We start from the raw sequence: 25035 nt of genomic DNA, 5'->3' as shown, positions 1-25035 counted from the left end.
TTATTTTATACTGTATTTAAAAATCCAACCCAGAATTTTTATGCCTGCAAATATAGCACCTTTTATGGTTCCTGAAACTTTTGAGACACCTATTCTCTTTTTATAACGTACAGGTACTTCCGTGTATCTCAGTTTTTTACGTAAGGCCTTCAATTGCATTTCTACTGTCCAGCCGTACGTTTTGTCTTGCATTTGAAGTGCTTTGAGCTTTTCGTACTTGATGGCCCTGAAGGGTCCCAAATCAGTAAATTTTGCTCCGAAAAACAGGCGCATTAAGGATGTGGCCAGTTCATTACCAAATATTTGTGGAAATGTCATTGAGCCTGGTTCCCGTAGTTCCCTTTTTCGTGCACCGATTACTAAATCCATGTTTTCGTTTAAGATTGGAGCAACTACTTTATCCAGCTCTTCGGGATAGTCGGAATAGTCACCGTCAATAAATACGATGATATCCGGTGATTTGGATTGTTCGGCTATGTAATCCATTCCCTTTAAACAGGCAAAGCCATATCCGCGTTGGTTTTCTGTTATTACGGTCGCTCCAGCTTTTTCTGCATTAATAACGGTGTTATCGGTAGATCCATTGTCCACAACTATAATTTCTGAAACGGATTGTGGAAGTTCGGACACTACTTTCCCTATGGAATCCGCTTCATTTACGGCGGGAATGATGACTTTAATATCTGCCATTACTTTAAATCGGACAATTTATTTTCTTTTTTGAAGCCGCTAAAGCTAAACCATTCTTTTATTTTTTTTCCGTTTTTATATTTTTCGGCAGATTTTAATTTTTCATCAATGTATTTGAGACAATATCCGTTTTTGACTCCATTTTGTAATTGGCACTTATGGTCCACTTTTTCATTTTCATCATAAAAAAGCCACCATTTCACTTTTTTTCCCTTTTTGAAATGACCTTCCATTTCCAGTTTGCCATTTTCGTCGTGGAAATACCAGTAGCCTTCACGCGAATTCATTTTATAATGGCCTTGCTCCATGATTTTACCGTTGGAGAAGTAGTATTTCCAAAACGCTTCTTTTGAATCGCCGACTTTCCAACCTTGAGCCTTTAGGATACCATTGTTATGGTATTCACGATGGTACTTTCTATTCGTGTTGGTCGATACTATTAGAAGAAACAGAAAACTGAAACGTAGCATCTTAATTTTTGTTCACAAGTGTCATTAAATCAACGTCGTTACCCAGTAAAACTTGGTTACTGTCGATACGACCTTGTAATGGTCCGTTTTCTAATTTTAGTACGCCTCTTGGGCATACAGCAGAGCAAATGCCACAACCTACGCAGCTAGATCGAACAATGTTCTCTCCCTTTTGTGCATAAGCACGTACATCGATACCCATTTCGCAATAGGTAGAGCAGTTACCACAGGAAATACATTGCCCTCCATTTGTTGTAATTCGGAATTTAGAGAACAATCGTTGTTGAAAACCCATCATTGCTGCCATGGGGCAACCAAATCTGCACCAAACCCTATTCCCCAAAATTGGATAAAACCCTGTTCCGATTACACCAGAAAAAATACTTCCTATCAAAAATGAATAGGATTTGCGAAGTGTTTCTGATTTGAATAAGAAGACGTTACCATCTCCACTTAAGAAATGCATTCCAATGAGTGCCATGATAATAACAAAATACCCAATGGCACCGTACTGTGCATCCTTTTGAAGTTCTTTGCGCTTAAATACCATTACCAGTGTAAAAACAACGGTCAATAATACAGCTACACCAATCAGAAAAGTACTTTTGGTAAGCCAGTACTTGCTGGTATCTGTACCCAAGTAAGAATAAATTACCGCTGTTGTCATCAAGGTTACAAACACAACAACACTATGTACTACCCAGCGCTCTATGTTCCATGCTTTTACGGTTTTATCGCTTAATTGTCTAAAAGAATCCCCAGCTGTTTCGGCTAGACCGCCACAACCACAGACCCATGAGCAATACCATCGTTTGCCATATTTATAGGTAAGGATAGGTGTAATGACAAAAACGGAAAGTATACCGAAAATCAATAAGGCAAACCCGATATCACCAGAGCTTAAGAAGCTTTTTATGCGATACCCTTCAAAGTTGTAATAGTTTAAGGGCCAAACGTTTTTTAAATCGTAATACGGTAAACTTCCACCGTTTAGAATTTTGTCGCCGTTTAAACGTGCCATTAATTCGGGAATGATAAATGCGAAAGCAGTTTGAAAGAACATCACGCTCATGGTACGTATTCTTTCGTATCGGTTATGGCGATATTTCCACATGAACTTGATTCCGAAGGCTAAAATGGCTACGGTATATAGCGTTCCATAGACAAACCATTGGCTTGCTGGGTTTCCGCTGAGCATTCTACTTAGGGGGTCGAATAAAGCAATTACACCTTTATTTTCTCCATTCTTAACCAAACCCAAGTACTCTGGATAAAAATAAAGCACAATGTAAAACGTGGTCAGTGCAATTCCCGCTATCCATCCCCAGAATCCCTGGCTTGAGATTGATTTGAACCACACCCCATCATTTTTAATTCCAGGAAGTTTTTTTGAATAGGCTTCCCAAGAGAACCATATGGTTCCAGTAGTAATGGCCGCCATTGATATACTTAGCCAAAGCGCTTTATTGGGGAAACTTACATTGAAAGCTGCCAATAAAATGATTGCCAAACCCGACAAACCGATAAGTGTAGCTATTTTTTGGTTTCTGCTGATTTCCTTTGGTGGTTGACCTGTTAAGGCCATGCTTCTATCGTAAGTGCTCATATTTTTTAAGTTCAAGTTTCAAATTCAAGCTCAAATCTCAAATTCAAATCTGTTATTATCGTTTAGTTGTGTTGAGGTTTTAAGTTGAAAATACGTCTAATGCTCTTCTTTTTTGGTTTGATGGATTTTCCAAAATCCATATTGAATTTAGAGACGATTTCATGCTCATAATTCTTATAGAATTCTGGGTCAAAATTGACATCTTGTAAATGCTCAATGACGTAATCAATGTTTTTTTCCTCGGTCAACCATCTATCAAAAATCTCATGACGCATTCGTATGCCGAAGGTATTTATGCCCAGAAATTGATGACTGTCTTTATCAAAAGCTATAGTGACGCATAATTTCTCTGTCGCATGTCTCCAATGAAAGTGTTCTTCATGGTCTTTTTTATTCCTTTCAGAGAAAACCCATCCGTAGGTTTGGTATTCAATATCCAGAAACTTGGCTGAATTGAACCAATGTCCCGGTTTGTATTCAATCCTGTTTCCACAAATGGTCTGTGCAACGGTTTCTCCCATCATTCTACCGGTATACCAAACTGCTTCGATAGGTCTTCTATTACCGATAGCTTCATGCTGCTCTGCACAATCCCCAATAGCATAAACATCCGCTACGTTGGTTTCTAAAAATCGGTTCACTTTTACGCCACGACCTAATTCAATGCCTGAATCTTTTAGAAAATCAATATTGGGAGTCACTCCAGCTGTAAGACCGACCATATCGCATTGGAGTTCTTCTCCCGTTTCTGCAATAATCACCGATTTGACCTTACCGTTCTCGTCCGATACAATTTCTTTTAAGTTTGTCGCAAGTCGTAAGTCTATATGATGCTCTTCAATATGTTCATTGATAAGTTGTGATTCTCCTTTGGGTAGAACGCCGTTCCAAAAACTGTTTTCCCGTACCAAAAAAGTAACCGGGATATCTCGGCTTCGTAACATTTCTGCCAATTCAATTCCAATAAGGCCACCACCAACAATTACAGCTCTTTTGCAAGTTTCTTTGTTGGGCGCGTTCACTTCCAATAAATCCAAGTCTTGTTTGGAGTATAGCCCTTGTACACCATGTAAATCTTGGCCTGGCCAACCAAACTTATTTGGTTTGGATCCTGTGGCGATTATCAATTTATCATATTGAATCGCTCTTGAGCCATCGATTAATAATTGTTTTTCTTTTGTTTGCACATGGGTAACATAACCTCTAACCAACTCTATCCTGTTCTTTTCCCAGAACCAATTCTCGTAAGGTTGAATGTGCTCAAATTTCATGTGCCCCATATATACGTACATGAGCGCAGTTCTAGAAAAGAAATAATCCGTTTCAGCAGAAATTATAATGATTCTCTTATCGGAAAGTTTTCGAATATGTCTTGCAGCCGAAACGCCGGCAATTCCATTTCCGATGATTACAATATTTTCCATGGATGTATTGGTTGTTGTTTTGATGGGTCGTTCATAAATATAAGAACTTAACGGACAAACATAATTTAGAAGGAATTTAAATTAATGACCGGGCGTAAGGTTGTTTTTGAAAAATCGAACGTTCAAATCGTTGATTTACAATTTCTTAAATATTTCATAAAATACACCTTGGTTTTGTATGTTGATGGGAGTGCCTTCGACATAAGCCCCAGTCTAACCATTTAAAAGTTAAAAGATGAAATCACGAATAGCATTGCAAGCCTTCTTTATGATAACTATGGTTCATTTGGGCTTTGCACAAACTACCGACTCTTTTTTTGAGAAAACCAATATGTTTCTAAATACCTATGTCAAGGATGGCAAAGTTGCATATGCAGCTATAAAGTCAAATGCTGCCGATTTAAATGAACTCGTTGCAATGGCTGAAAGTATTTCTGTTTCAAAATCTGATGCCAATACCTATCAAGCATTTTGGATAAATGTCTACAATTTAGCTGTTATAAAAGGAATAGTGGACAACTACCCTTTAAAATCACCATTGGACAAAGCTGGATTTTTTGATAAAATCAAGTATAACATAGGAGGTGAGAACATAACGCTGAACGATATAGAGAATAAACTATTGCGAGCTAATTTTCCAGAGGAGGCCCGGTTTCATTTTGTATTGGTATGTGCTGGTTTGGGTTGTCCACCAATAATAAACAAAGCCTATTTACCCGATACTTTAGATGCCCAATTACAAAAGCAAACGGAACTGTCTTTGAACAATCCAAACTTCATAAGATTGAAAGGTAAAAAAGTAGGTGTTTCCCAGATATTTGAATGGTACAAAGGTGATTTTACCCAAGGCGGGAAGAGTTTAGTGGATTTTATAAATCGATATCGAAAAGAAAAAATAGAGGACAAAGCCAAAGTGACTTATTACCCTTATGATTGGACTTTGAACGAAACCAAATAAATTTTTAAAATAATATACCTAAAAATCATGAAAAATTTACAATACGTAACACTTGCAGTAGCACTGTGCCTAACCATTTTTAATGTAACAGCTCAAGATGACGGTGATCAAGGGCGAAGCAATATCCAAGAATATACGCCTTCAAAACTTATAGGTAAAGGACAATGGGATCTTAAATGGTTCAATAACCTGTATACAGAAACCGAAGATACATTTAGTGGCGATATCCCCAGAAATACCTTTTTTACATCCACACTGGAAGCATACACTGGAATCGGTGAGAACAAAAGATGGAATATTGGGGCAATTTTCGAATTCAGGTCCAATGTTGTTGGAGGTGGTGGAGCTCTAGATGTTTTTCAATTTAGTGGTGAAGAAGGTTCTGCACGTTCTGGCTTTACATCTATAGCTCCATCGGTAAAATTTGTTCCTTTTGTTTCTATCAGTAATTTTTCGATTCAGAGCTCATTTTTTATTCCGTTGGTCGATAATGAAACCGAGAATGGGGTTTTTCTTGACCAAAACGGGTTCATATGGCAAAACCGATTTTTTTACGATCATGTTTTCCCGGGTGACAAATGGCAGATTTTTTCTGAAATCAATTCTGAACTCAACTTTGGGGATGAGCTTAAAAGTTTTGCAAACAACAGTTTGCGGTTAACACCAGGGGTATTTTTAAGTTATTTCCCAAGTTCCAAGTTTACTGTACTCGTTTTGGCGCAGCACTCGCAACTTTTGGATTTGGGCGGCAATGAGTTTTCACAGGATTTCACCGCAGTGGGCGGAGGCCTTAAATATCAGTTGACGGATGCATTGAACATTGAAGGACTATACACCAATTTTGTCCGTGGAAATGATACGGGACTTGGCGAAACATTTAACATAGGTTTGAGGGCTATTTTTTAAACCTAAACCTTAAAAGGTTATTTTAGGAGTCTTAATTTTTAACTATGAAAAGATTAGGGCTCCTTTTTTTGTGCCTCTTGCAACTATCCTGTAACAGTCAAAAAGCCGAAAAAATAAATGGTTTAAGTTTTGTTGGATCTAGGGATGAAGTCACACAGAATCAAGTAAATCCATTACTTAACGTAAATGCGAACTACGCAGGCGTGATGCCATTTGGCTTTACTAGGGATTTACATTCTCCAAATGTAATTTTCAATACCGACAGACAATGGTTTGGTGAAACCAGAAAAGGTGCCAAACAATACATAGAACTCCTTCAGAAAAACAACGTAAAAATTATGCTGAAACCCCAAATTTGGGTTTGGAAAGGTGAGTTTACCGGAGATATTACCATGAAGTCAGAAAAAGATTGGGAGACACTTGAAGCATCTTACGGTGATTTTATTTTGACCTATGCGGAACTTGCTCAAGAAACCAAATGTGAAATCTATTGTATTGGAACGGAATTGGAGGAGTTTGTAAAGAACCGCCCCGAGTTTTGGCACAAGTTGATTGCTAAAGTTAGAAAGGTATATAAAGGGAAGCTCACCTATGCCGCTAACTGGGATGAATATGGTAGAACCCCATTTTGGAATAAACTCGATTTTATTGGGGTTGATGCTTATTTTCCTTTATCCGATGAAAAATTTCCAACCAAAGAGGAAATGGCCACCGGATGGGAAAAATGGAAAACTGACCTTACAGAGGTTTCCAGTAAACATGGTCACCCTATTCTTTTTACGGAATTTGGATATCGTAGCATGGACTACACTGCAAAAAAACCATGGTTGGTGGACGAATATGATATGACCGTAAACCTACAAGCACAAGCAGATGCAACGCAGGTTATTTTTGACGAATTTTGGAAAGAAGATTGGTTCGCAGGAGGGTTTGTTTGGAAATGGTTTATTCACCATTCTGACTCTGGAGGTGAAAAGGATAATCGCTTTACCCCACAAAATAAACCTGCGGAAAAAGTTATTCGTAATTTTTATGGTTCTTTATAGACAAAGAGAATAGCTAACCATTCCAAAGAACCTGTGATTCAGAAACTTTGTCTTTTTTTATTCATTACATTGACAGGTTTATCCGTTGCCGGACAAACTAAAAGGATAACAAAAATTGTTATTCAAGGGAATGAAAAGACCAAGTCTTCCTTTTTGGAAAAAGTGATTCAACTCAAGCTGGGCACGGAGCTGGATTCTGCTCAAATAGATGAGGATATATACAGATTGAAGAGGCTGCCTTCTATCGCACATGCCTATTTTCAAGTTGCAGACGACGAAATTGAAGGTTGTACAGTGACGTATGGGGTGGAAGAAAACTTCACTCTCATTCCTTTTGCAAATGTATACACTTCCAACAATGATGAGTTTGCTTACAGGATAGGCTTGCAAGAATTTAATGCGCTCGGACAAAATATTACGCTGGGAGGCTTCTATCAAAAAGATATTTTTGATTCATATGGCGCTAATATTAGGGCGCCCTACATTTTGGGACGTAAGTTGGGTCTTGCGTTTAGCTATCAAAATCTAACTACACAAGAACCTGTTTTTCTTGATAATGGCACTGCGGATTATCGCTACAATAACGAGTCTGTTGAATTATTGGCGCTGTATCAACTTAATTTTAAGAATAGATTTGAATTTGGTATCAATTTTTTTACTGAGGATTATCAATATCTTTTTGGAAGCACCGACCCTTCCGTTCCGCAAGATTTAAAAGTAAACAAACATCTGTTCAAATTGATTTATAACTATGATGGGCTTCGCTATCATTACCAATATTTGGAAGGTTTTCGAAGTGTTTTAAATCTTCAATATGTTGGAAGTACCAACACACAGTTGCCGCCATTTTGGATTGGATTCAATGATTTTTCCTATTTCAAACGAATAGGTTCCAAAGGAAACTGGGCTACAAGGCTCAGATTGGGAATTTCAAGTAACTTGGATACGCCATTCGCCCCATTTGCGGTCGATAATAATTTGAATATTAGGGGGGTGGGAAATCTTATAGATAGAGGTACCGCCGCAATTGTGCTCAATACCGAATACCGTCATACACTCTATGAAAAAGATTGGTTTGTTTTGCAGGGAAACGTTTTTATGGATGGCGGGAGCTGGAGGAATCCTGGAGGTGACTTTGGTGATTTTGGTGACAAACAGAATTTGAGAATTTATCCAGGTTTGGGAATTCGTTTTATTCACAAGAAAATATTCAATGCAATTTTTAGGATAGATTATGGACATGGTGTCACCAAAGAAGCCGCCAAAGGGGTTGTTTTTGGAATTGGCCAGTATTTTTGAATCCAACTTAACTGTTTCATTGTTTTTTCCCATATTTGTACTGCATCCCAGCAACAACACTGATTATGAAATCAATAAAAGTAATTTTGTTGTGGGTATGTATGTCCTCAATTGTCTTGGCGCAAGAAAACCAGACCGTGATAGCGGAACAAGGTGATGGTATTTTTTCCATTCTAAGAAAACAGGGCCTGAGTCCTGCAAAATACTACGAAGAATTTATTACGATCAATGCCCAGAATATCAAAGATGGGAGTATGTTGTATGTGGGTAGGGAATATAGGATTCCCGTAGCTTCCGATTCTTTTAAGAATACAGGTGTGAAAATGGAAGCTGGCAAAACGACCGAAGCTCCTATTTTTGATACGGAGCTTGCCAATATGTCACTTAAGAGCAGAGCGCTCAAAGATGCTGTTTACTATTTAATCGCGGAGAACCAAGATGAGGCAAAAAAAAGCTTTATAAGCGTTGTAGTGGAAAACTTGGCAAAAGAACTTATGGTACAGGGCGCTACAGTGTACATCATTGAACGGGACAATACACTTTCTGAAGGCAAAGCATTGACAGGTGCAGCCCAAATGGGTGGATATGTTGAAACCATAAATAAGCGCTATTTGCAAAATTCTGGAAAATACCAGCGATTGTTAATGATAAGGGCAAATGGTCTTATAGCAAATGGGAATATTGATGTAGCAGTCTATCATCACGAAAAAAGTAAAGAAGGTCATAGATTGGCCAATCATATTCAAAATGCTTTCAAGAAAAACAGTATTTCCAATCGCTCTTATAAAGATGCCGATATGATCTTTAAAGATGATACCAGCCTTTTCCTGGCCAAAAATACATTGCCTGCACTAAGTCTCATGGTGATAACCGATGCTTCTAAAAAATCAATGGAAGGCACTATACCTGTGCGTTCAGACAAGAAGTCGTTTACCAATTGGATTGCCAGTGGTATTCTAAAGGATTATGCGGATTTAAAGATTGAGGATTGATTTTACAATCCTTCGGTTACTTTGGCTTCATTTGGAACATTAAAATAATCGGATTCCAAATTTGGCTTAAACTCAGTATTGCTCAAAGTTATGTTGGTGATATGCTCGCCAGCAGTTTCATCTTCTTTCAACCAATGTGTCTTGTAAGTTTTTGGAAATGAAATGCCTTCAACGGTTTGTTCTCCATGTAAAGTCATGAATTTTTCCGGAAGATGTTTTCCTTTCTCAAAATAACCAGGGTAGGAAACAATATAACGGATAACGGTCAATTTATGTGTTTGTGCATCAAAATAAAGCACATAGTAGTCATCTGGTGCATCTCCTGTACCTGCATCAAAGGTAACTTTCACCACATCTTGAACACTATCGTTATGCTTTTTTTGAGGCAATAACTCCAAATTAACGCCTTTCCCATCCAAGACAAAAGGTTGTGCCATAAAAAAGTAAGGTGTTAATGCCCAGAACCTGGTATCGTAGGCAAAAGAGGTGCTGTCCTTTGCAATAATCCAAGAGTTTTCGCCATCCCAACCGCATTGTTGTGTGGAATCGCCTACTTGGTAATGCCGTGCCCTACTTCTCCAAGTATCTATCGATTGATAGGTATCTCTTGGTGTACTCCCATCCAAGGGTTGGTATTTGAACCTGAAGGAAATCGGACCATTGTCATACCATTTTTCAAGCCCTCCATGTGCTTCCATTGCATTCCATACCACTTTTCCTGCCTCTGATGCAGTTAATCTTGTTTTCGTGTTCTCAACTCTTTTTTTTACCCAGTTCTTGGGAACTGTAGCCAGTGCTACTGTTTTGCTTATTTCTTCTGAAGCTGACACTGTTTTCTTCTCGTTTTCCTTGCAACCAAATAGTGTAGTGATTGCGAATAGTCCGAACAAGATATTTTTTGTTTTCATGATAAGGAATTAAGTGAGTATGTTTTTGTGATAATAATTATAAAGTTCTTCAGGACCGGCACCCCTATAGTTTTTTAAATGAATCATTGCAAAATGAAACTGCACTTTCAGCCATCCTTTTTCCCGGTATTTTCTTGCTGATGTGATAACACTTTTTTGCAAAACCTTAAATCGGGTTTGTTGGTAAAGTCTTTGTATAAATTCTGAGTCTTCATAAATTAAATAGTCCTCGTTGAATCCTTTCGTCTTTTTAAACAGACTGTTCTTAATAAACAGGGATTGATCTCCACCCCGGCAAAGGGTATGGTTAATGCGAGATAGCCAGGCAAAAAATCGTAGCACCGGATTTTTTGTGTCGAATTTCATTCTGAAACATCCCGATTCATGTCCTTGTGCCACTGCCTGTATAATTGTGATGTCAAAATTAGCGGGAGGAAATGTATCGGCATGTAAAAAATAAAGAATTTCACCTTTCGCATTTTTTGCGCCTATATTCATTTGTTTGGCGCGCCCCCTTTCAGAACTTATTATTTTTGCTCCATGCGCTAGGGCAACTTCCTTTGTACTGTCTTTACTATGACCATCAACACAAATAACTTCGACCACATTTGTTGGCCCACTGGCGCACGCTATGTGTTTCAATAACTTTCCAAGATATTTTTCTTCATTGAGTACGGGAATAATTATACTGATTCCCATTTTGTTATTTTGCTTCATTTAAACCCCAATCGTAGTCCAGATAGTCAATTTTAGCCTTATTATTAGTTGGATTATCCAAATACGTATTAATGTATTTCAAAAGTGACGTCTTTTCCGTGAAATCGCTCTTGTACCATTTAAATATTTTGGAAAGACGTGCTTGTCCATTTTCAAAACGATTCCTTTTTTTATCGTTCACAAAATCTATAGCGGCCTTAGTGAGCAATCGTTCCATGTTTTGCGATGTGAAAGCGGTATTGAGCAGTTTTGGACAGGAATAGGATGCACAATTGATTGCAAAATGAATTCTTGGTTCGTCCATTTCACGAAGTACTTTGTGTTCAATATCATTGAGCGATGTGGTTTTCTTGCCTAAGGGAATCCACATCTCTTTCCATCTGTTTGGAATGTCCTTAATACTCTGAACAGGGTAATTGTCCAAAATCAATTTTACCGTGGCCGCATTATATAGATTGATATAAAATGCCAGTTTTTCGTTTTTACTCCAAGAAGACAAAGGCGGATTTTGCTCTAGATGTTTTAAATAGGCATCTAAATCGGCACTATTTTTTTGTAATCCAGCATAGTTTACGTTGCCATCATTGTCAACATACTCTTTTAGTATGGTGTTCCACGCGTCATGATCGGGCGGTATAACCATTGTTTCATTATTGGTTATGCTGGATGTTCTTGCGAATCCGTTACACGATAAAACAAGTAAACCGAAAAAAAGATTTAGGACTGCGTTCATGGTTTTATTGTCAATTTAAACTCTAAAACAATAGTCAGAAAAAAAGGGTTAACCTTTCAAGGAATCCTAAAAAAATCAGCAACAGCCTCCGCCATTGTAGTGCCAAGTGCTTTCGCTCACATGAATTTGGTCGGATACCTGTTTTAATGCAGCTGCTGTTTTGTCACAAACGGCCAATGGTTGGTTTTGTAATAAAACATGTCCTTTTCCATCATCAAAAGATGCTTCATCACCATAATAGATGGCTGTTTTTCCGGTAAACATACACGGTCCATCTTCTGGCATTGGATCTTTTATGGCAGCAATCTCAATAGATTCTATATAAATGAGCTCGTCGGTTGGATAATGGTTAGGGGAAAGCACCCTGTACGATTTTCTTGCCCTGATTTCTATAGTGCCAAAACCAGCGTCGGTCAAAACTTTTACATAATCTTTGATGGGAATACTTCCGCTAAGGCAAAGTGCTCTTAATCTGTCGTCGTTCCTAAGCTCCTCGTTCATATGCTGCTCGCATGTGGGATCGCTCATCACCAAGCGTCCATGAGGTTTTAGTACACGATACATTTCCGAAACCGCTTTTTTCAAATCTTCCATTTTAAAGATATTGAACAAACAGTTCTGGGCTGCTACGTCTACACTTTCATCTTCAACGGGAAGATTTAGGGCATCGCCTTTTACTAGATTTACAAATTCACTTTTGAACCAATCGTTTTCCTCCTCCGCAATTTTGAAGTTCTTCTGGGATGCCTCCAACATTTCATCTACGGAATCCACCCCGGTAACACCTCCCTTTTGTCTAGAGAAATAGGAGAATTGTAGTAATTCCATTCCGCCGCCAACTCCTACATAAAGTACCTTTGGGTCATTTACAAGGTCTTGTGCCGAAACTGTACTTCCGCATCCATAGTTCATTTCTTGCATGATTTTTGGAATGGAAAGCCCAGGGAACTGCCAAATAGGATTGGTAGTACAGCAAAGCCCAACATCTGGAGTTATTGCCGCTTCTTTATATAAATCTTGGGTTGCATCTAGATAGCTCATAATTCCTTTATTAATTCTTTAAACAATTGTATCATTTTAGGCTCTGTTTTCCCTGCAATTTCTATGATTTCTTGAATGTTAACAGGTTCCAGATTGTCTGGGTCGCATTCATCCGTTAAAACAGATACGGCTACAATGGGTAGTCGTAAATGATTGGCAACAATTACTTCTGGTACCGTACTCATTCCCACGGCGTCCGCTCCTAAAATTTTTAGCATTCGATATTCCGCCTTTGTTTCCAACTGTGGCCCCACCACAGATGCATAAACTCCTTTCTTTAAAGAAATACCTTCTTTTTGCGCGGTCGCTTCTATTTTATTGCGCATTTCCACATCATAAGGTTCGCTCATATCTACAAATCTGTCGCCAAACTCGGCAACATTTTTGAAAGCAAGTGGCGAACCACCCTGTAGGTTTATGTGATCTTCAATCAACATAATGTCACCTTTCTTAAAATTCAGGTTAATTGCTCCAGCAGCATTTGAAACAAATAACTTTTTAATTCCGAGCTGATGCATTACTCGAATGGGATATGTGATATCTAAAAAATCATACCCTTCATACAGATGAAAACGTCCTTGCATGACAACCACTTTTTTATTGGCTATCGTTCCAAAGATCAATTTCCCGGTATGAAACTCTACCGTTGCTAATGGAAAGTAGGGAATATGGTTGTAGTGTGCTTCGATAGGGCTTTCGATTTCGTCTACTAATTGTCCCAGTCCTGTACCCAATACAATGCCTATGTCCGGTGCATCGAACCCTTTCTTTTGTAAATAGGCTACGGATTCGCCTAGTTGCTTCTTGGTCATTCTTTAATGTGTTTTAAATAAGGACTAAATGCCTCAATGTCTTTTATGTCTTCGTAAAGGTCTATGTCGTTCTTTGTAGGGAGCATAAAAATATCTTCGCCCTCTAGATTGTTCATGGTTTCTGGCAAAACGGTTGCTGTGCCCCAATCTTTATTTTGAAAGAGTTCCACTTTTAAAGATGTCATTCCTAAAAGATAATACCCTCCATCTTTTGCTGGTCCAAGCACATAATCGTGTTTGTTAAGTTGTTCAAAGGCTTCTTCCAAATCACTTTGCGAAAGGTCGTACATGTCACTGCCAATTATAATGATTTTTTCAAAACCGGCATCAAAGCCATTTTTGAAGGCATTCTCCATTCGTTCTCCCAAATCTTTACCGTACTGAAGTTTTTTGTGGTAAAGTTTATTGCCCCAGATGTCATCTTTCCAAATAGCTTCGGAATAATGAACCTGTTTTTCCACTTTTAAATCTTTGGTGATGGTAACGGTATGTTCAAGTAAGAATTTGTAGATGCTCAGTGCTGCCTCATTACCAGTCTTGGCGGCAAGTCTGGTTTTACATTTTCCGAGTTCGGGATTACGTGTAAAAATCAGGAGTAGGTTACTGTTTTTCTGGTTCAATTTGTTTTAATTTGGTTCCATTTGCGTTTTGCATTGGTCACTAATTGGTTCTATTACTTACGAAATACCTTGGATTCTATGATACTTTAATAGTTGAAAAACCACGGTGTTTAAACATAACATTTTTGCAATAAAATGATTTTCAAAGATAGTGTTTTGCTAGTTTGAAATTTTATTATCATTATCTTAAGCTTTGAATTTTATGAATACAAAATGCTTAAAAAAACCTTCTCGCTTACAATACTGGTTCTATTTCTATCATGCAAATCTAAAACTGAAAAAAAAGTGGTTGAGGGTGAAGAACAAAATGTTTACAAGGAGCTATACCGTCCCCAATATCATTTTTCACCACCTCAAATGTGGATGAACGATCCTAATGGATTAGTTTATCATGAAGGGGTGTACCATCTTTTTTATCAATATTATCCAGAAGATATTGTTTGGGGGCCTATGCACTGGGGACATGCGATAAGCGATGATCTGTTACATTGGAAACACAGGCCCATAGCCCTTTATCCAGATGAGCATGGGTTTATTTTTTCTGGTAGTGCCGTAGTGGACAAGAACAATACTTCTGGATTTGGAGTGGATGAAGAAATACCATTAGTTGCAATTTTCACGTATCACCTAATGGAAGGCGAAAAACAAGGAAGAAAAGATTTTCAAACCCAAGGTATAGCTTATAGTTTGGATAATGGGGAAACTTGGAAAAAATATTTGGGAAACCCAGTAATTGGCAATGAAGGAATCAAAGATTTTAGAGACCCTAAAGTGTTTTGGTATGAAGATACCCAGAGTTGGATTTTATCTTTGGTAGCCGGAGACCATGCCAAATTTTATACATCCAAGGATTTGAAGAATTGGAAATATTTAAGCGAATTTGGAAAGTATAATGGAGCTCATGGCGGTGTTTGGGAGTGCCCGGATTTATTTCCGTTGAAGGTTGAAGGGTCAGATGAGGAAAAGTGGGTTTTGATAATCAGTATTAATCCTGGAGCGCCAAATGGTGGAAGTGGCACACAGTACTTTATTGGTGATTTTGATGGAACTTCTTTTACTTCTGACCAAAAAGAGCCTAAATGGTTGGATTACGGAACCGATAATTATGCAGGTGTCACCTACAACAATACACCCAATGGAGATAGAATTTTTATAGGTTGGATGAGCAATTGGGATTATGCAAGGGATACCCCCACCAAAAAATGGCGAAGCGCCATGACTGTTCCTAGAAAATTAGCGCTCAAAAAAAATGAAGATGATTACTTGTTGACAAACATGCCCGTCAAACAAATAAATGGACTGGCAGCTTCAACTCTAAAAAAAGACATCAATGTTCCGCCTAAAACCTCAGACACCTTCAAAATAGATGATTTGAATCAATCGCAAATTGATTTTACTACGGCGTCCCGAAATTTTAAATTGATTTTTTCCAATGATTTAAACGAAACGCTGACCTTGACTATGGATTCAAAAAGCAAAGGTTTTATAATTGATAGAATGTATTCAGGAAAGATTGATTTTCAATCTGAATTTGGCAACAAAAAACATTTTATGCCATTTGAGAGAACCAATAGCAAGCCCTACGAAGTAATTATTCTGATGGATTGGTCTTCCATAGAAGTTTTCTTGGACAACGGAACCTATGTGATGACGGAACAAATCTTTCCTACCAAACCTTATAACATGTTGGTCATTGAAAATTTAGATGAACAAGCAACCATTGAGAATGGTCATATAAAACATCTAAAATCAATTTGGTGAAACTTGTTTTGGCCTTTATTTTAAAGTTAAATCTAAACATCTCTGATTTTTATCAGGTTTTTTATATCAATTGATTCAGAACTTTAGCGCACTAAATTTCTATACAAGGGCATGCCTTTTGAGCAACTAAATGAGATAGGTTCACAGATTGAAGCTTTAATAGCTAAAATTGAACAACAGGACATTGCCAACAGAAAAGCCCTTAAAGATATAAACCAAGAATATAAAGAAAGTGCTAGAAATCTTCTACACTACGGAACCTTTAGAAGTTTTGATGTACGGGAAGTTCAGGAAAAACTCAAGCACTTGGGTTTAACACGTTTGGCAAATGCAGAGGGCAATATTTTGGGAAGTCTAGTAAATGCCCGAACGGTGATAGATCGTTTGAACTTTTGTTCGGAAAAATCAAGTAGCAACGATTGTTTGCCCATAGGAGAAGGGAGTAATCGCTTAAAAAAGCACACGAATAATCTTTTTGGAGCTAGGTCAGAGGATAGAAGGGTGCGCATTATGGTAACCCAGCCCACAAAAGCGGCGCATGACTATAATATGGTTCTAGAAATGGTGAAGAGCGGAATGGATTGTGCACGAATTAACTGTGCCCATGACAATGCCGAGATTTGGAAGGACATTGTGCTGAACATAAAAAAAGCAGCTTTGGAGTGCGGTACTACGGTTAAAATTGCGATGGATCTGGCAGGACCCAAGATAAGAACAGGCAATCTTTTGGAGGGTTCCAAGGTAAAAAAATTCAAACCAAAGCGAACAGCGGTCGGAATTGTTGAAAGCCCAGCACATATCGAACTTGTTCCAGATACAAAAGGTGATTTAGGTCCAAATGAAATTCCTGTTTCCAATTCTTGGATGACACAGTTACAAGAAAGAGATTTTGTTGCTTTAAAAGATACCAGGGGCAAGTTTCGTAAGCTACAAGTCGTAAAGGTTAAAAAAGACAAGCTGTTGCTCAGTAGTGAAAAAACGGTGTACATAGGAACAGGGACCAAATTGTTTCCCATGCGTTCGGATTTAGATAAAGGTGTTGTAGGTGAACTTCCTGAGATAGCTAGGTACATTGTTTTGCGTAAAGGGGATTTGTTAATAGTTTCAGGAAAAGGTGAGGAAGGAAGCCTTTCTAGATTTGACGGAGAGGGACACTTGATACAGCCAGGTAAGATATCCTGTATACCCGGCTCTGTCGTTACAAAAGTAAGAGAGGGAGAACCTATTTTATTTGATGATGGGAAAATCAAAGGAATCGTAGAAGATGTAAGTGATGATTTTTTCACGGTACGTATAAAAAAAGCAAAAGAAAATGGGTCTAAATTAAAAGCTGAAAAGGGAATTAATTTTCCAACTCTGGATATGGGTATAAGTGGGCTAACGGCAAAGGATAAAAAAGATTTAGAATTTGTTGCCCAATATGCAGATATCGTAAACTACTCATACATCAACACTGAAGCTGACGTAGTCGAGTTATTGGAAGAAATGGAACGATTGAATATAAAGGATAAGATAAGTATAATCCTCAAAATAGAAACGCGCTTTGCTTTTAGGAATTTAGTGAAAATATTGCTTGAGGCAATGAAGACAAAGTATTTGGGAATCATGATAGCAAGGGGCGATTTGGCATTGGAAGTAGGGTGGAAAAATATGAGCAAAGTACAGGAAGAGATTTTGTCTTTTTGCGGTGCTGCACATATCCCGGTTGTTTGGGCCACTCAGGTTTTGGAAAGTTTGGCTAAAAATGGACTGCCATCGCGCTCCGAGATTACGGACACGGCATCTTCCGTTAGGGCAGAATGTGTAATGCTAAATAAAGGCCCTTACATCAATGAAGCTATTATGTTGTTAGATGAAATTCTACGTGATATGGAACGTTTTCACGAAAAAAAAGAAGGGATGTGGCCAAAAATAGAATGGCTTTGACGTTGTTAAGATAGTGAAAATTGAGCGGTTTAGAGGCATAGGTGCTACTGCAGGATGCAATAGGCTTAGGAAAAAAGGGATGGAAGAATCAATTAAAAAATGGGTGTCGGTTTGGCTGACACCCATTTTTTAGTTTACATAATAATAGAGGCTGGTAATAAAAGCACACATAGAACATGCAATGACAAAAAACCAGAATAGATAGCCTACTTTTTCTTCTATAGTGTTCATAATAAATTATTTATTTGGGGGTTGAGGTTTGATTTATATTCCGAAATTAAGGAATAGAATGCCTCAAAGTTTTAGCTTTTCGTCAGTTGTAGCTAAAAAGATGTAATTGGTAAAGATTTCTTTGTAAACTGCAAAACACCATTACAGGTCAGTAAAGCTTTCTACAAACCTATAATGAAGTATAATAGAAAAATCATGTAAAGCTATTCAGCTTTGCTATACATTGATTTTCTGAGGTTTACTTTTGTACAAAGTATAGCTGTATGGAATTACAACAAATAGATCAGAAGATTGCAAAAATAATGCGCAGATGGGGACTGTTGGCGGTTCGTATCTCCTTTGCCATAATTTTCTTTTGGTTCGGTATTCTAAGCCCTTTGGTTTATCTGCGGCAACAGAACTGTTATTGGCCACTGTAGCCTGGCTGCCCGTTGGAGAGCCACAAACCTGGCTTGTAATTATTGGATGGTGGGAAGTTGGTATTGGAATTACATTTCTTTTTAGGAGAACAACAAAAATTGCAATAGCACTATTGTTTCTACAAATGTTGGGCACTTTTATGCCACTGCTATTTTTACCAGAGATTACATTTCAGGACAAAAATTACCTCCTGCCCACATTAGAAGGGCAGTATATTATAAAAAATATATTGATTATATCTGCGGCATTAATTGTAGGAGGAACATTCTACAAGCCAAAAACAATCCCTGAAATTTCTAAAAATTCTTAAAGATAAAGTTCGTTATACTAGGGGGGTTCCCTTTAAACGCTTTTCTATCTTTTTCTTCTTTTCAGTGAGACGTTTCATGACATCCATTAAGTTTTCGTCCTTGGTCTCTTTATAAATTTCGTTAATGGAAAGTATAAGCTGTTTAGCTTCTCTTGAAGCAGCTACCCTGTCACTTGTGGACATATGACTCAAAGTTCTGTTTTCAAACTCCTTTGCCTTTTCTAATAAATCTTCGGTCATTTTTATTTAAAATTAATCTAGATGGGCTAAATATAAGAGTTAGTTTCATATTTTGTGCCTATAGGAGTATTCGATTTTTATATTTATGAATTTATTAAGAATTCGATTACAGGGCAAAAATCAAAAAAACCGGCAAAGTTGCCGGTTTTTTTGTGGTACCTCCAGGAATCGAACCAGGGACACACGGATTTTCAGTCCGTTGCTCTACCAACTGAGCTAAGGTACCTTTAATGCCTTTTGCTAAGGCGGGTGCAAATATAATTTCAAATTTAGGATATCCAAACAAAAACCAGAAAAAAGCCATCGGGTTTTTTTCAATTTGTCATCTTTGTAGTATGAACCTTGTTGTTGATATAGGTAACACACGTATAAAGTATGCGGTTTTTGAACATAGAACACTAAAATTCTATGAAAGCTCAGAATCTAGATTGTTTTTATCACGGGTGAAAGAGCTCTTTGAATTATATCCAAAAATTGATAGGGCACTAATTGCATCGGTTGGAAACTTAGAAGGCAAAGAGCTTGAGATTGTTTCGTTATTCTGTAAAGTACACCTGCTTTCCAGTGATTCCAAAGTGCCGTTCAAGAATAGCTATGCAACCCCTTCAACCTTGGGTATGGATCGTGTAGCGTTGGCTACAGCTGCTTTTTATCAAAACCCAAGGGGAAATACATTGGTTATCGATGCAGGGACATGTATAACGTATGACATGATGAACGATTCCGGTGAGTACGTTGGTGGAGCTATTTCGCCAGGTGTACAAATGCGATATAAGGCCATGCATGATCAAACAAACGCACTTCCGCTACTTCAACCAGAAGAAATCTTGGATTTTATCGGAAACTCTACTAAAACGAGTATGCACAGTGGTGTAATAAACGGCGTTTCTCAGGAAATTGATGGGGTGATTAACCAGTATAGATCTCGCTTTCAAGATTTAACAGTTATTTTAACAGGCGGCGACTCCCATTTTTTTGCTAACCGATTAAAAAATACCATATTTGCGAATTCTAAATTTCTCTTGGAGGGGCTAAATTACTTGCTGGATTACAACAAACGCTAGATGGTTAAGAAATTTTTGATTGCTTTTTTTTGCATAACTGCACACGGCATTTTTGCGCAAAATGGTACAGTATCACCATATTCATATTTTGGAATAGGTGAGTTAAGGAATAATGGAACAGTGGAAAACCAAATGATGGGGGGGATAAGTATGTATGCGGACAGTATACATATAAATTTGCGTAACCCAGCTGCATACTCCAAGCTAAAGCTTACTACCTATGCCGTGGGATTGTCCCATACAGAATTTCAACTTAAGGATTTTTCGCAAGAGCAGAGTACCTCTGTAACCAATTTAGACTATTTGTCAATTGGTTTTCCGTTGGCTAAAAACTTAGGTTTAGGGTTTGGAATAATGCCTTTTTCCTCCGTAGGATACAATTTGACGGATGAAGTTGAGATTACGGGCGAACCTACCATAACAAATGTTTTTGCGGGAGAAGGAGGATTAAACCGAGTATATATGTCCATAGGCTTTGCACCAATAAAGAACTTAAGTATTGGGGCTACTGCCAATTTTAATTTTGGAAGATTGGAATATCAACGTATTCAAAGCGTGGAAGATGTACAATTTGGAACCTTGGATAGGCGTGAATCCAGAATTAACGGCTATGACTTTAATTTTTCAGCGAATTATACACCCACTATTAAAGATAAATACACCTTATATACATCTTTAATGGTGAATACCCAGGGAAATCTGGTTTCGGAAAATACTGAGCGTTTAGGTTCCTTTTCTCTGGTCAATGGTCAAGAAATTGAAGTAATCGATGTGGATTTGGATGCAACAAACTTAAGAAATACAGAGATTAAGATTCCTTTTCGGACAACGGTTGGGTTGGGTTTTGGTGAAAATAAAAAATGGTTTCTGGGTGGAGAGTACAGTTTTCAGCAGTTCAGTGACTTTCAAAATGAATTCTTAGGATTGGACAACGTAATCTATAATGACGCTAGCAGTTTTGCGTTTGGTGGCTATTTTATACCTAATTATAGGTCACTTTCTAGCTATTTTAAAAGAATTACGTACAGGGCTGGAATGCGTTATGATGTTAGTGGTCTAGAGGTTAATAACAAAGAGATAAATAATCTTGGCATAACTTTTGGACTTGGATTACCGTTGTCCGGAACATCATTTGATGCCTTTTCAAATTTGAACTTGGGAGTTGAACTGGGAAGAAGAGGGACAACTGATCAAAATCTGATTGAGGAAAATTATATTAAAATAAATGTCGGTTTATCTTTAAACGCAAAATGGTTTGAGAAAAGAAGAATAAATTGATGAAGTTTTTTAAATGTCGATAAATAACCACCAATATATGTTTCATCAAGATGATTTTTTCATGAAAATTTGTACATTAACCACTTTAAAATTAGTAAAATGAAGAAGAAACACTACTTAACGATGTTAGCTGTCATTATGTCGATGGGATTAAGTATGGCTCAAGCACAAAATCCAGAGTGCATGACCAATCTTTCCATTTACGCAGAACATGCTAAGGTAAAAAATTATGATGCAGCTTACGAACCATGGAAAATGGTTTATGAAAGTTGCCCGGATATTAACAAGGCTAATTTTTCCTATGGAGAAAAAATCTTGTCCTATAAAATAAAGAATTCATCTGGTACTGATAAAGATGGGTATATTCAAGACTTAATGTCTCTATATGACAATAGCCTAAAGTATTTCCCAAATAAGTTTAGCAAAGCAGGAGTTGCCATAGATAAAGCGCTTTTGTCTTATGAGAACAAAATGGCCTCGGATGAAAAGCTTTATGACATGTTGAACGAAGCTTTTGAAGGAGATAGGGAAAACTTTAAAAACCCCAAGGCGCTTTATCTATATTTCTCAAGTTTAGTCGACTTGCACGGTTCTGGGAAAAAAGATTTGCAGGAAGTTTTTGATGCTTACGATGACGTAACTGAAAAAGTTGCAGAAGAAAATAAGAAACTTACAGCTGTAGTTACCAAGTTACTTCCAAAAGATTCTTTGGGAACGTTGACTTCGAAAGAAAAGAGACAATTGAAAGCGGCGACCATAAATTCAAAATCTTATGGTCAGATTGCTGGTAGTATTGATTCCAAATTGGGAGCACTTGCAGATTGCGGAAACCTTATTCCTCTCTACAAGAAAAGCCTTGACGCAAAGAAAGGTGATGTTGATTGGGTGAAAAGAGCAGTAGGGAGAATGTTCTCCAAAGAATGTACAGATGATCCATTGTTCAGTGAAATGGTGGAGATTCAGGCAAGTTTAGATCCATCTGCAGACGTATATGTTTATTTGGGAACTTTAAAATCCAAAAATGGAGATAGAAAAGGAGCTATCGCTGACTTTAATAAAGCAGTGGAGTTAGAATCTGATTCTTATAAAAAGTCCAATATTCTTTACAAGGTGGCAACTATTGTCAGGAAATCTAGCAAGTCACAAGCTAGAAGTTATGCACAAAAAGCAATTAACGCAAATTCCTCCAATGGAAAAGCATATCTTTTGATTGCCAACTTATATGCAACCAGTGCCAACGCATGTGGAACAACCCCATTTGAAAAAAGAGCTATTTATTGGAAGGCAGCAGATATGGCCAGCAAAGCGGGAAGAGTTGACCCATCATTGAGTTCAAGGGCGAATCAATCAGCAGCTAGTTACAGGGCAAAAGCTCCGGATAAGACAATGATCTTTAATTCGGGAATGGCCGGTAAAACAGTTACATTCAAATGCTGGGTAGGCGGTAGCGTAAAAGTACCGAATTTGTAATGTGAAACGGACAAAAAAAAATAAGCTTGAATATTTTGCCACGGTTCTTACCGTGGCAATCCTTTTTATATCCTGTGCTGATGACTATAAACGAGTAGGAGAGGAAGCGGTTAAACCCATTTTTCCACAAGGGGTAGCACAAAATTTCACACTTACCTACACAGAAACCATAGATGAAATGAGTACGGAAGACTTGTCCAACTCTAGGGTAATTGCTGTGCTAACGAGTCCAATAACAGAGGATTTCGACAACCAAGACTTTAAATATCGTACCTTTCCAGAAGGATTAAAAGTTGATTTTTTTGATGAAAAAAGTCAAAAAAGTGTTATTACGGCCGACTATGGGATAGTATATTCCCAGACCAATTTAATAGACCTTCAGGGTAACGTTGTCATTGAGAGCCACGATGGAAAAAAGTTGGAAACTCCCCAGCTCTTTTATGATAGGGCGAATAATTGGATTTTCACCGAGGAAAAGTTTACCTATACAAATCCGGAAGATGGAACGGTAATGGACGGAGAGGGTATGGATTTCAATAGGGACTTTAGTTTTTTTAATGCACACAAAACCTATGGTCTAATGACCTTGAAAGAAAAAGAATAGTATGATTAAATTTCTAAGATATACCGAATATTTATACTTGGCGGTGGCAATTGTTTCTATTTATAAAATAGCTACGCTTTGGAGTGTAGACCCCAGTAGCACCTATATTTTTATATTTTTTGCTGTGGTTTCAATTGGAATGTTCCTTTTTAGAAGAAGGTATCGTAAGCGTTTTGAGCAACGTAAAAAAGATAACCAGCAGTAGTATTGGATACGTCTTTACTTATCATAATTTTTTCTTTATTGTTTTCCGCTTTTTTCTCGGGGATGGAGATTGCGTTTATTTCTGCGAATAAAATCCATATAGAAATTGAGAAAAAGCAAGAAGGTTTTTTTGCTAAAGTACTTACCTGGTTGACTGAGAAACCTTCAAAATTCATTGCTACTATGCTGATTGGAAACAATATAGCATTGGTCATTTATGGTCTGTTCATGGGCGAAGTGCTTATGGAATGGTTTCAAAGTATATTGCCCTCTTCTTCTGGGTTTTTAAACGCATTGTTGACCGATTTTAGCCTACTTTCCCAAACAGTCATTTCTACGTTGGTGATTTTGGTTACCGCTGAATTTTTACCAAAAGTTCTTTTTCAAATATATTCGAACACGCTTCTAAAAATTTTTGCAATTCCAGCGTATTTCTTTTACCTGTTGTTTTCCTTTATCTCTTGGTTCGTAATAAAAGTATCGGATTTTATCCTAAGGGTCTTTTTTAAAACAGATGGTGACGAGGTGCAATTGGCCTTTACTAAAATAGAACTCGGTGACTACATTACGGAGCAAATGGAAACCGTGGAAGAAGAGGATGAGGTGGATTCAGAAATTCAGATTTTTCAAAATGCTTTGGAGTTCTCTACTGTTAAAGCTAGGGAGGTGATGGTCCCAAGGACTGAAATCACAGCGGTTGAGATAGACGAAACCCCAAAAAACCTTACCAAGTTATTCTCAGAAACGGGGCTTTCCAAAATTCTGGTCTACAAAGAAAGTATAGATGAAATTATAGGTTATGTTCATTCTTATGAACTTTTTAAAAAACCCAGGACCATCAAAAGTATTTTACTCCCGGTCGAGTTTGTGCCAGAAACGATGCTCATCCAGGATATTCTCAACGTATTGACCAAAAAACGGAAGAGCATTGCCGTAGTGCTGGATGAGTATGGTGGTACATCTGGTATCATGACCGTGGAGGACATCATAGAAGAATTGTTCGGGGAAATCGAGGATGAGCACGACACCACGGATCTACACGAAGAACAGGTAAGCGAGAACGTATACAAATTCTCTGCGCGTCTAGAAGTAGACTACATTAATGAAAACTATAAATTGGAACTTCCAAAGAGTGATGAGTACGAAACATTGGGTGGATTGATCATGAATGAAATTGGTGAGATTCCAGAACAAGACTCCGAAATAAAGATAGATGATTTCATATTTCATATTTTAGAAGTATCCAATACCAAAATAGATTTGGTCAGCGTTCACGTTCTGCCTGAAAATTAAGAATTTCCGACG

The 25035-nt window shown here is 37.7% G+C and carries 25 protein-coding genes and 1 tRNA gene; 14 read left to right on the top strand and 12 right to left on the bottom strand.

The features are described from left to right. The 4 genes from KIM67_RS06365 to KIM67_RS06350 all read right to left on the bottom strand — a co-directional run bounded on the left by KIM67_RS06365 (position 1) and on the right by KIM67_RS06350 (position 4190). Positions 1 to 690: a glycosyltransferase family 2 protein gene (locus tag KIM67_RS06365; RefSeq protein ID WP_213830505.1), complete on the bottom strand. Its 690-nt coding sequence runs from the start codon at positions 688 to 690 to the stop codon at positions 1 to 3. Next, entirely contained in the window at positions 690 to 1160 is a 471-nt protein-coding gene (locus KIM67_RS06360) for a toxin-antitoxin system YwqK family antitoxin (RefSeq protein ID WP_213830504.1), read from the bottom strand. The genes KIM67_RS06365 and KIM67_RS06360 overlap by 1 nt, the downstream gene beginning before the upstream one ends. Position 1161: 1 nt before the next feature. After that, complete coding sequence (locus KIM67_RS06355; protein ID WP_213830503.1) at positions 1162 to 2766, bottom strand: 4Fe-4S dicluster domain-containing protein; 1605 nt, start codon at positions 2764 to 2766, stop codon at positions 1162 to 1164. A 62-nt stretch (positions 2767 to 2828) separates the two neighbouring features. Then, entirely contained in the window at positions 2829 to 4190 is a 1362-nt protein-coding gene (locus KIM67_RS06350) for an NAD(P)/FAD-dependent oxidoreductase (RefSeq protein ID WP_213830502.1), read from the bottom strand. A gap of 235 nt (positions 4191 to 4425) precedes the next feature. Between KIM67_RS06350 and KIM67_RS06345 the strand changes: the two genes are divergently transcribed. The 5 genes from KIM67_RS06345 to KIM67_RS06325 all read left to right on the top strand — a co-directional run bounded on the left by KIM67_RS06345 (position 4426) and on the right by KIM67_RS06325 (position 9391). Further along, complete coding sequence (locus KIM67_RS06345; RefSeq protein ID WP_213830501.1) at positions 4426 to 5148, top strand: DUF547 domain-containing protein; 723 nt, start codon at positions 4426 to 4428, stop codon at positions 5146 to 5148. Between the two features lie 27 nt (positions 5149 to 5175). Continuing rightward, positions 5176 to 6054, top strand: a complete 879-nt coding sequence (locus KIM67_RS06340) for a hypothetical protein (protein WP_213830500.1) — start codon at positions 5176 to 5178, stop codon at positions 6052 to 6054. Positions 6055 to 6098: 44 nt separating this feature from the next. Continuing rightward, positions 6099 to 7100 (top strand): glycoside hydrolase TIM-barrel-like domain-containing protein, encoded by a 1002-nt coding sequence (locus tag KIM67_RS06335; protein ID WP_213830499.1) that lies wholly within the window; start codon positions 6099 to 6101, stop codon positions 7098 to 7100. 33 nt (positions 7101 to 7133) lie between these two features. Further along, positions 7134 to 8399 carry a POTRA domain-containing protein gene (locus KIM67_RS06330; RefSeq protein WP_313788428.1) on the top strand — a complete coding sequence of 422 codons (1266 nt, stop codon included), beginning with the start codon at positions 7134 to 7136 and terminating at the stop codon, positions 8397 to 8399. Positions 8400 to 8464: 65 nt separating this feature from the next. Then, positions 8465 to 9391 carry an N-acetylmuramoyl-L-alanine amidase gene (locus KIM67_RS06325; RefSeq protein WP_213830498.1) on the top strand — a complete coding sequence of 309 codons (927 nt, stop codon included), beginning with the start codon at positions 8465 to 8467 and terminating at the stop codon, positions 9389 to 9391. A 2-nt stretch (positions 9392 to 9393) separates the two neighbouring features. On the opposite strand, the gene KIM67_RS06320 is transcribed toward KIM67_RS06325, so the two are convergent. From KIM67_RS06320 to KIM67_RS06295, 6 genes are all read right to left on the bottom strand, one after another. Continuing rightward, the gene (locus KIM67_RS06320) at positions 9394 to 10299 is read right to left on the bottom strand and encodes a hypothetical protein (RefSeq protein WP_213830497.1); all 906 of its coding nucleotides are present in this window, start codon (positions 10297 to 10299) and stop codon (positions 9394 to 9396) included. Between the two features lie 9 nt (positions 10300 to 10308). Continuing rightward, positions 10309 to 10998: a TIGR04283 family arsenosugar biosynthesis glycosyltransferase gene (locus tag KIM67_RS06315; RefSeq protein ID WP_250149177.1), complete on the bottom strand. Its 690-nt coding sequence runs from the start codon at positions 10996 to 10998 to the stop codon at positions 10309 to 10311. 4 nt (positions 10999 to 11002) lie between these two features. Continuing rightward, a complete protein-coding gene (locus tag KIM67_RS06310; RefSeq protein WP_213830495.1) occupies positions 11003 to 11749 on the bottom strand; it encodes a DUF547 domain-containing protein in 747 nt (248 codons plus the stop codon). Between the two features lie 75 nt (positions 11750 to 11824). After that, entirely contained in the window at positions 11825 to 12790 is a 966-nt protein-coding gene (gene arsM, locus KIM67_RS06305; protein WP_213830494.1) for an arsenosugar biosynthesis arsenite methyltransferase ArsM, read from the bottom strand. Further along, positions 12787 to 13602 carry a purine-nucleoside phosphorylase gene (locus KIM67_RS06300; RefSeq protein ID WP_213830493.1) on the bottom strand — a complete coding sequence of 272 codons (816 nt, stop codon included), beginning with the start codon at positions 13600 to 13602 and terminating at the stop codon, positions 12787 to 12789. The genes arsM and KIM67_RS06300 overlap by 4 nt, the downstream gene beginning before the upstream one ends. Beyond that, positions 13599 to 14222, bottom strand: a complete 624-nt coding sequence (locus KIM67_RS06295; protein WP_213830492.1) for a TIGR04282 family arsenosugar biosynthesis glycosyltransferase — start codon at positions 14220 to 14222, stop codon at positions 13599 to 13601. Before KIM67_RS06295 ends, KIM67_RS06300 begins: the two co-directional genes overlap by 4 nt. A gap of 285 nt (positions 14223 to 14507) precedes the next feature. On the opposite strand from KIM67_RS06295, the gene KIM67_RS06290 reads away from it, so the two are divergent. From KIM67_RS06290 to KIM67_RS06280, 3 genes are all read left to right on the top strand, one after another. Continuing rightward, positions 14508 to 15983, top strand: coding sequence for a glycoside hydrolase family 32 protein (locus KIM67_RS06290; protein ID WP_298868067.1), 1476 nt, complete (start codon positions 14508 to 14510; stop codon positions 15981 to 15983). Positions 15984 to 16094: 111 nt separating this feature from the next. After that, positions 16095 to 17909 (top strand): pyruvate kinase, encoded by a 1815-nt coding sequence (locus KIM67_RS06285; protein ID WP_213830490.1) that lies wholly within the window; start codon positions 16095 to 16097, stop codon positions 17907 to 17909. Positions 17910 to 18450: 541 nt separating this feature from the next. Then, positions 18451 to 18870 (top strand): hypothetical protein, encoded by a 420-nt coding sequence (locus KIM67_RS06280; protein ID WP_250149176.1) that lies wholly within the window; start codon positions 18451 to 18453, stop codon positions 18868 to 18870. Between the two features lie 12 nt (positions 18871 to 18882). Here the strand turns inward: KIM67_RS06280 and KIM67_RS06275 are convergent, their stop codons facing one another. Both KIM67_RS06275 and KIM67_RS06270 read right to left on the bottom strand, forming a co-directional pair. Then, the gene (locus KIM67_RS06275; RefSeq protein WP_163417679.1) at positions 18883 to 19110 is read right to left on the bottom strand and encodes a hypothetical protein; all 228 of its coding nucleotides are present in this window, start codon (positions 19108 to 19110) and stop codon (positions 18883 to 18885) included. 153 nt (positions 19111 to 19263) lie between these two features. Further along, positions 19264 to 19336, bottom strand: a tRNA-Phe gene (locus KIM67_RS06270). Positions 19337 to 19445: 109 nt separating this feature from the next. Here KIM67_RS06270 and KIM67_RS06265 point away from each other — a divergent pair. The 6 genes from KIM67_RS06265 to KIM67_RS06240 all read left to right on the top strand — a co-directional run bounded on the left by KIM67_RS06265 (position 19446) and on the right by KIM67_RS06240 (position 25023). Next, on the top strand, positions 19446 to 20174 hold the full coding sequence (locus KIM67_RS06265) for a type III pantothenate kinase (protein WP_213830489.1): 729 nt from the start codon (positions 19446 to 19448) through the stop codon (positions 20172 to 20174). After that, positions 20175 to 21452, top strand: coding sequence for a hypothetical protein (locus KIM67_RS06260; protein WP_213830488.1), 1278 nt, complete (start codon positions 20175 to 20177; stop codon positions 21450 to 21452). Positions 21453 to 21551: 99 nt separating this feature from the next. Beyond that, positions 21552 to 22922 (top strand): hypothetical protein, encoded by a 1371-nt coding sequence (locus KIM67_RS06255; protein WP_213830487.1) that lies wholly within the window; start codon positions 21552 to 21554, stop codon positions 22920 to 22922. A gap of 1 nt (position 22923) precedes the next feature. Further along, positions 22924 to 23526 (top strand): LPS export ABC transporter periplasmic protein LptC, encoded by a 603-nt coding sequence (gene lptC, locus KIM67_RS06250; RefSeq protein ID WP_213830486.1) that lies wholly within the window; start codon positions 22924 to 22926, stop codon positions 23524 to 23526. A 1-nt stretch (position 23527) separates the two neighbouring features. Continuing rightward, a complete protein-coding gene (locus KIM67_RS06245; RefSeq protein ID WP_213830485.1) occupies positions 23528 to 23731 on the top strand; it encodes a hypothetical protein in 204 nt (67 codons plus the stop codon). Positions 23732 to 23733: 2 nt separating this feature from the next. Continuing rightward, on the top strand, positions 23734 to 25023 hold the full coding sequence (locus KIM67_RS06240) for a hemolysin family protein (RefSeq protein ID WP_213830484.1): 1290 nt from the start codon (positions 23734 to 23736) through the stop codon (positions 25021 to 25023). Positions 25024 to 25035: the final 12 nt, after the last annotated feature.

The sequence above is a fragment of the Flagellimonas sp. 389 genome (genome assembly GCF_018449435.1).
Lineage (GTDB): Bacteria > Bacteroidota > Bacteroidia > Flavobacteriales > Flavobacteriaceae > Flagellimonas.
Note: the sequence above shows the minus strand (reverse complement) of the source record. Positions and strands in the feature narration are given on the sequence as shown.

Excerpts from the sequence above, each read along its gene's own strand:
- KIM67_RS06325 (WP_213830498.1), top strand. The coding sequence starts at position 8,465 with ATGAAATCAATAAAAGTAATTTTGTTGTGGGTATGTATGTCCTCAATT.
- KIM67_RS06275 (WP_163417679.1), bottom strand. The coding sequence starts at position 19,110 with ATGACCGAAGATTTATTAGAAAAGGCAAAGGAGTTTGAAAACAGAACT.
- arsM (WP_213830494.1), bottom strand. The coding sequence starts at position 12,790 with ATGAGCTATCTAGATGCAACCCAAGATTTATATAAAGAAGCGGCAATA.
- KIM67_RS06255 (WP_213830487.1), top strand. The coding sequence starts at position 21,552 with ATGAAGAAGAAACACTACTTAACGATGTTAGCTGTCATTATGTCGATG.
- KIM67_RS06285 (WP_213830490.1), top strand. The coding sequence starts at position 16,095 with ATGCCTTTTGAGCAACTAAATGAGATAGGTTCACAGATTGAAGCTTTA.
- KIM67_RS06260 (WP_213830488.1), top strand. The coding sequence starts at position 20,175 with ATGGTTAAGAAATTTTTGATTGCTTTTTTTTGCATAACTGCACACGGC.
- KIM67_RS06355 (WP_213830503.1), bottom strand. The coding sequence starts at position 2,766 with ATGAGCACTTACGATAGAAGCATGGCCTTAACAGGTCAACCACCAAAG.
- KIM67_RS06345 (WP_213830501.1), top strand. The coding sequence starts at position 4,426 with ATGAAATCACGAATAGCATTGCAAGCCTTCTTTATGATAACTATGGTT.
- KIM67_RS06340 (WP_213830500.1), top strand. The coding sequence starts at position 5,176 with ATGAAAAATTTACAATACGTAACACTTGCAGTAGCACTGTGCCTAACC.
- KIM67_RS06360 (WP_213830504.1), bottom strand. The coding sequence starts at position 1,160 with ATGCTACGTTTCAGTTTTCTGTTTCTTCTAATAGTATCGACCAACACG.
- KIM67_RS06265 (WP_213830489.1), top strand. The coding sequence starts at position 19,446 with ATGAACCTTGTTGTTGATATAGGTAACACACGTATAAAGTATGCGGTT.
- KIM67_RS06280 (WP_250149176.1), top strand. The coding sequence starts at position 18,451 with ATGGGGACTGTTGGCGGTTCGTATCTCCTTTGCCATAATTTTCTTTTG.
- KIM67_RS06365 (WP_213830505.1), bottom strand. The coding sequence starts at position 690 with ATGGCAGATATTAAAGTCATCATTCCCGCCGTAAATGAAGCGGATTCC.
- KIM67_RS06315 (WP_250149177.1), bottom strand. The coding sequence starts at position 10,998 with ATGGGAATCAGTATAATTATTCCCGTACTCAATGAAGAAAAATATCTT.
- KIM67_RS06245 (WP_213830485.1), top strand. The coding sequence starts at position 23,528 with ATGATTAAATTTCTAAGATATACCGAATATTTATACTTGGCGGTGGCA.
- KIM67_RS06310 (WP_213830495.1), bottom strand. The coding sequence starts at position 11,749 with ATGAACGCAGTCCTAAATCTTTTTTTCGGTTTACTTGTTTTATCGTGT.
- KIM67_RS06335 (WP_213830499.1), top strand. The coding sequence starts at position 6,099 with ATGAAAAGATTAGGGCTCCTTTTTTTGTGCCTCTTGCAACTATCCTGT.
- KIM67_RS06350 (WP_213830502.1), bottom strand. The coding sequence starts at position 4,190 with ATGGAAAATATTGTAATCATCGGAAATGGAATTGCCGGCGTTTCGGCT.
- KIM67_RS06300 (WP_213830493.1), bottom strand. The coding sequence starts at position 13,602 with ATGACCAAGAAGCAACTAGGCGAATCCGTAGCCTATTTACAAAAGAAA.
- KIM67_RS06320 (WP_213830497.1), bottom strand. The coding sequence starts at position 10,299 with ATGAAAACAAAAAATATCTTGTTCGGACTATTCGCAATCACTACACTA.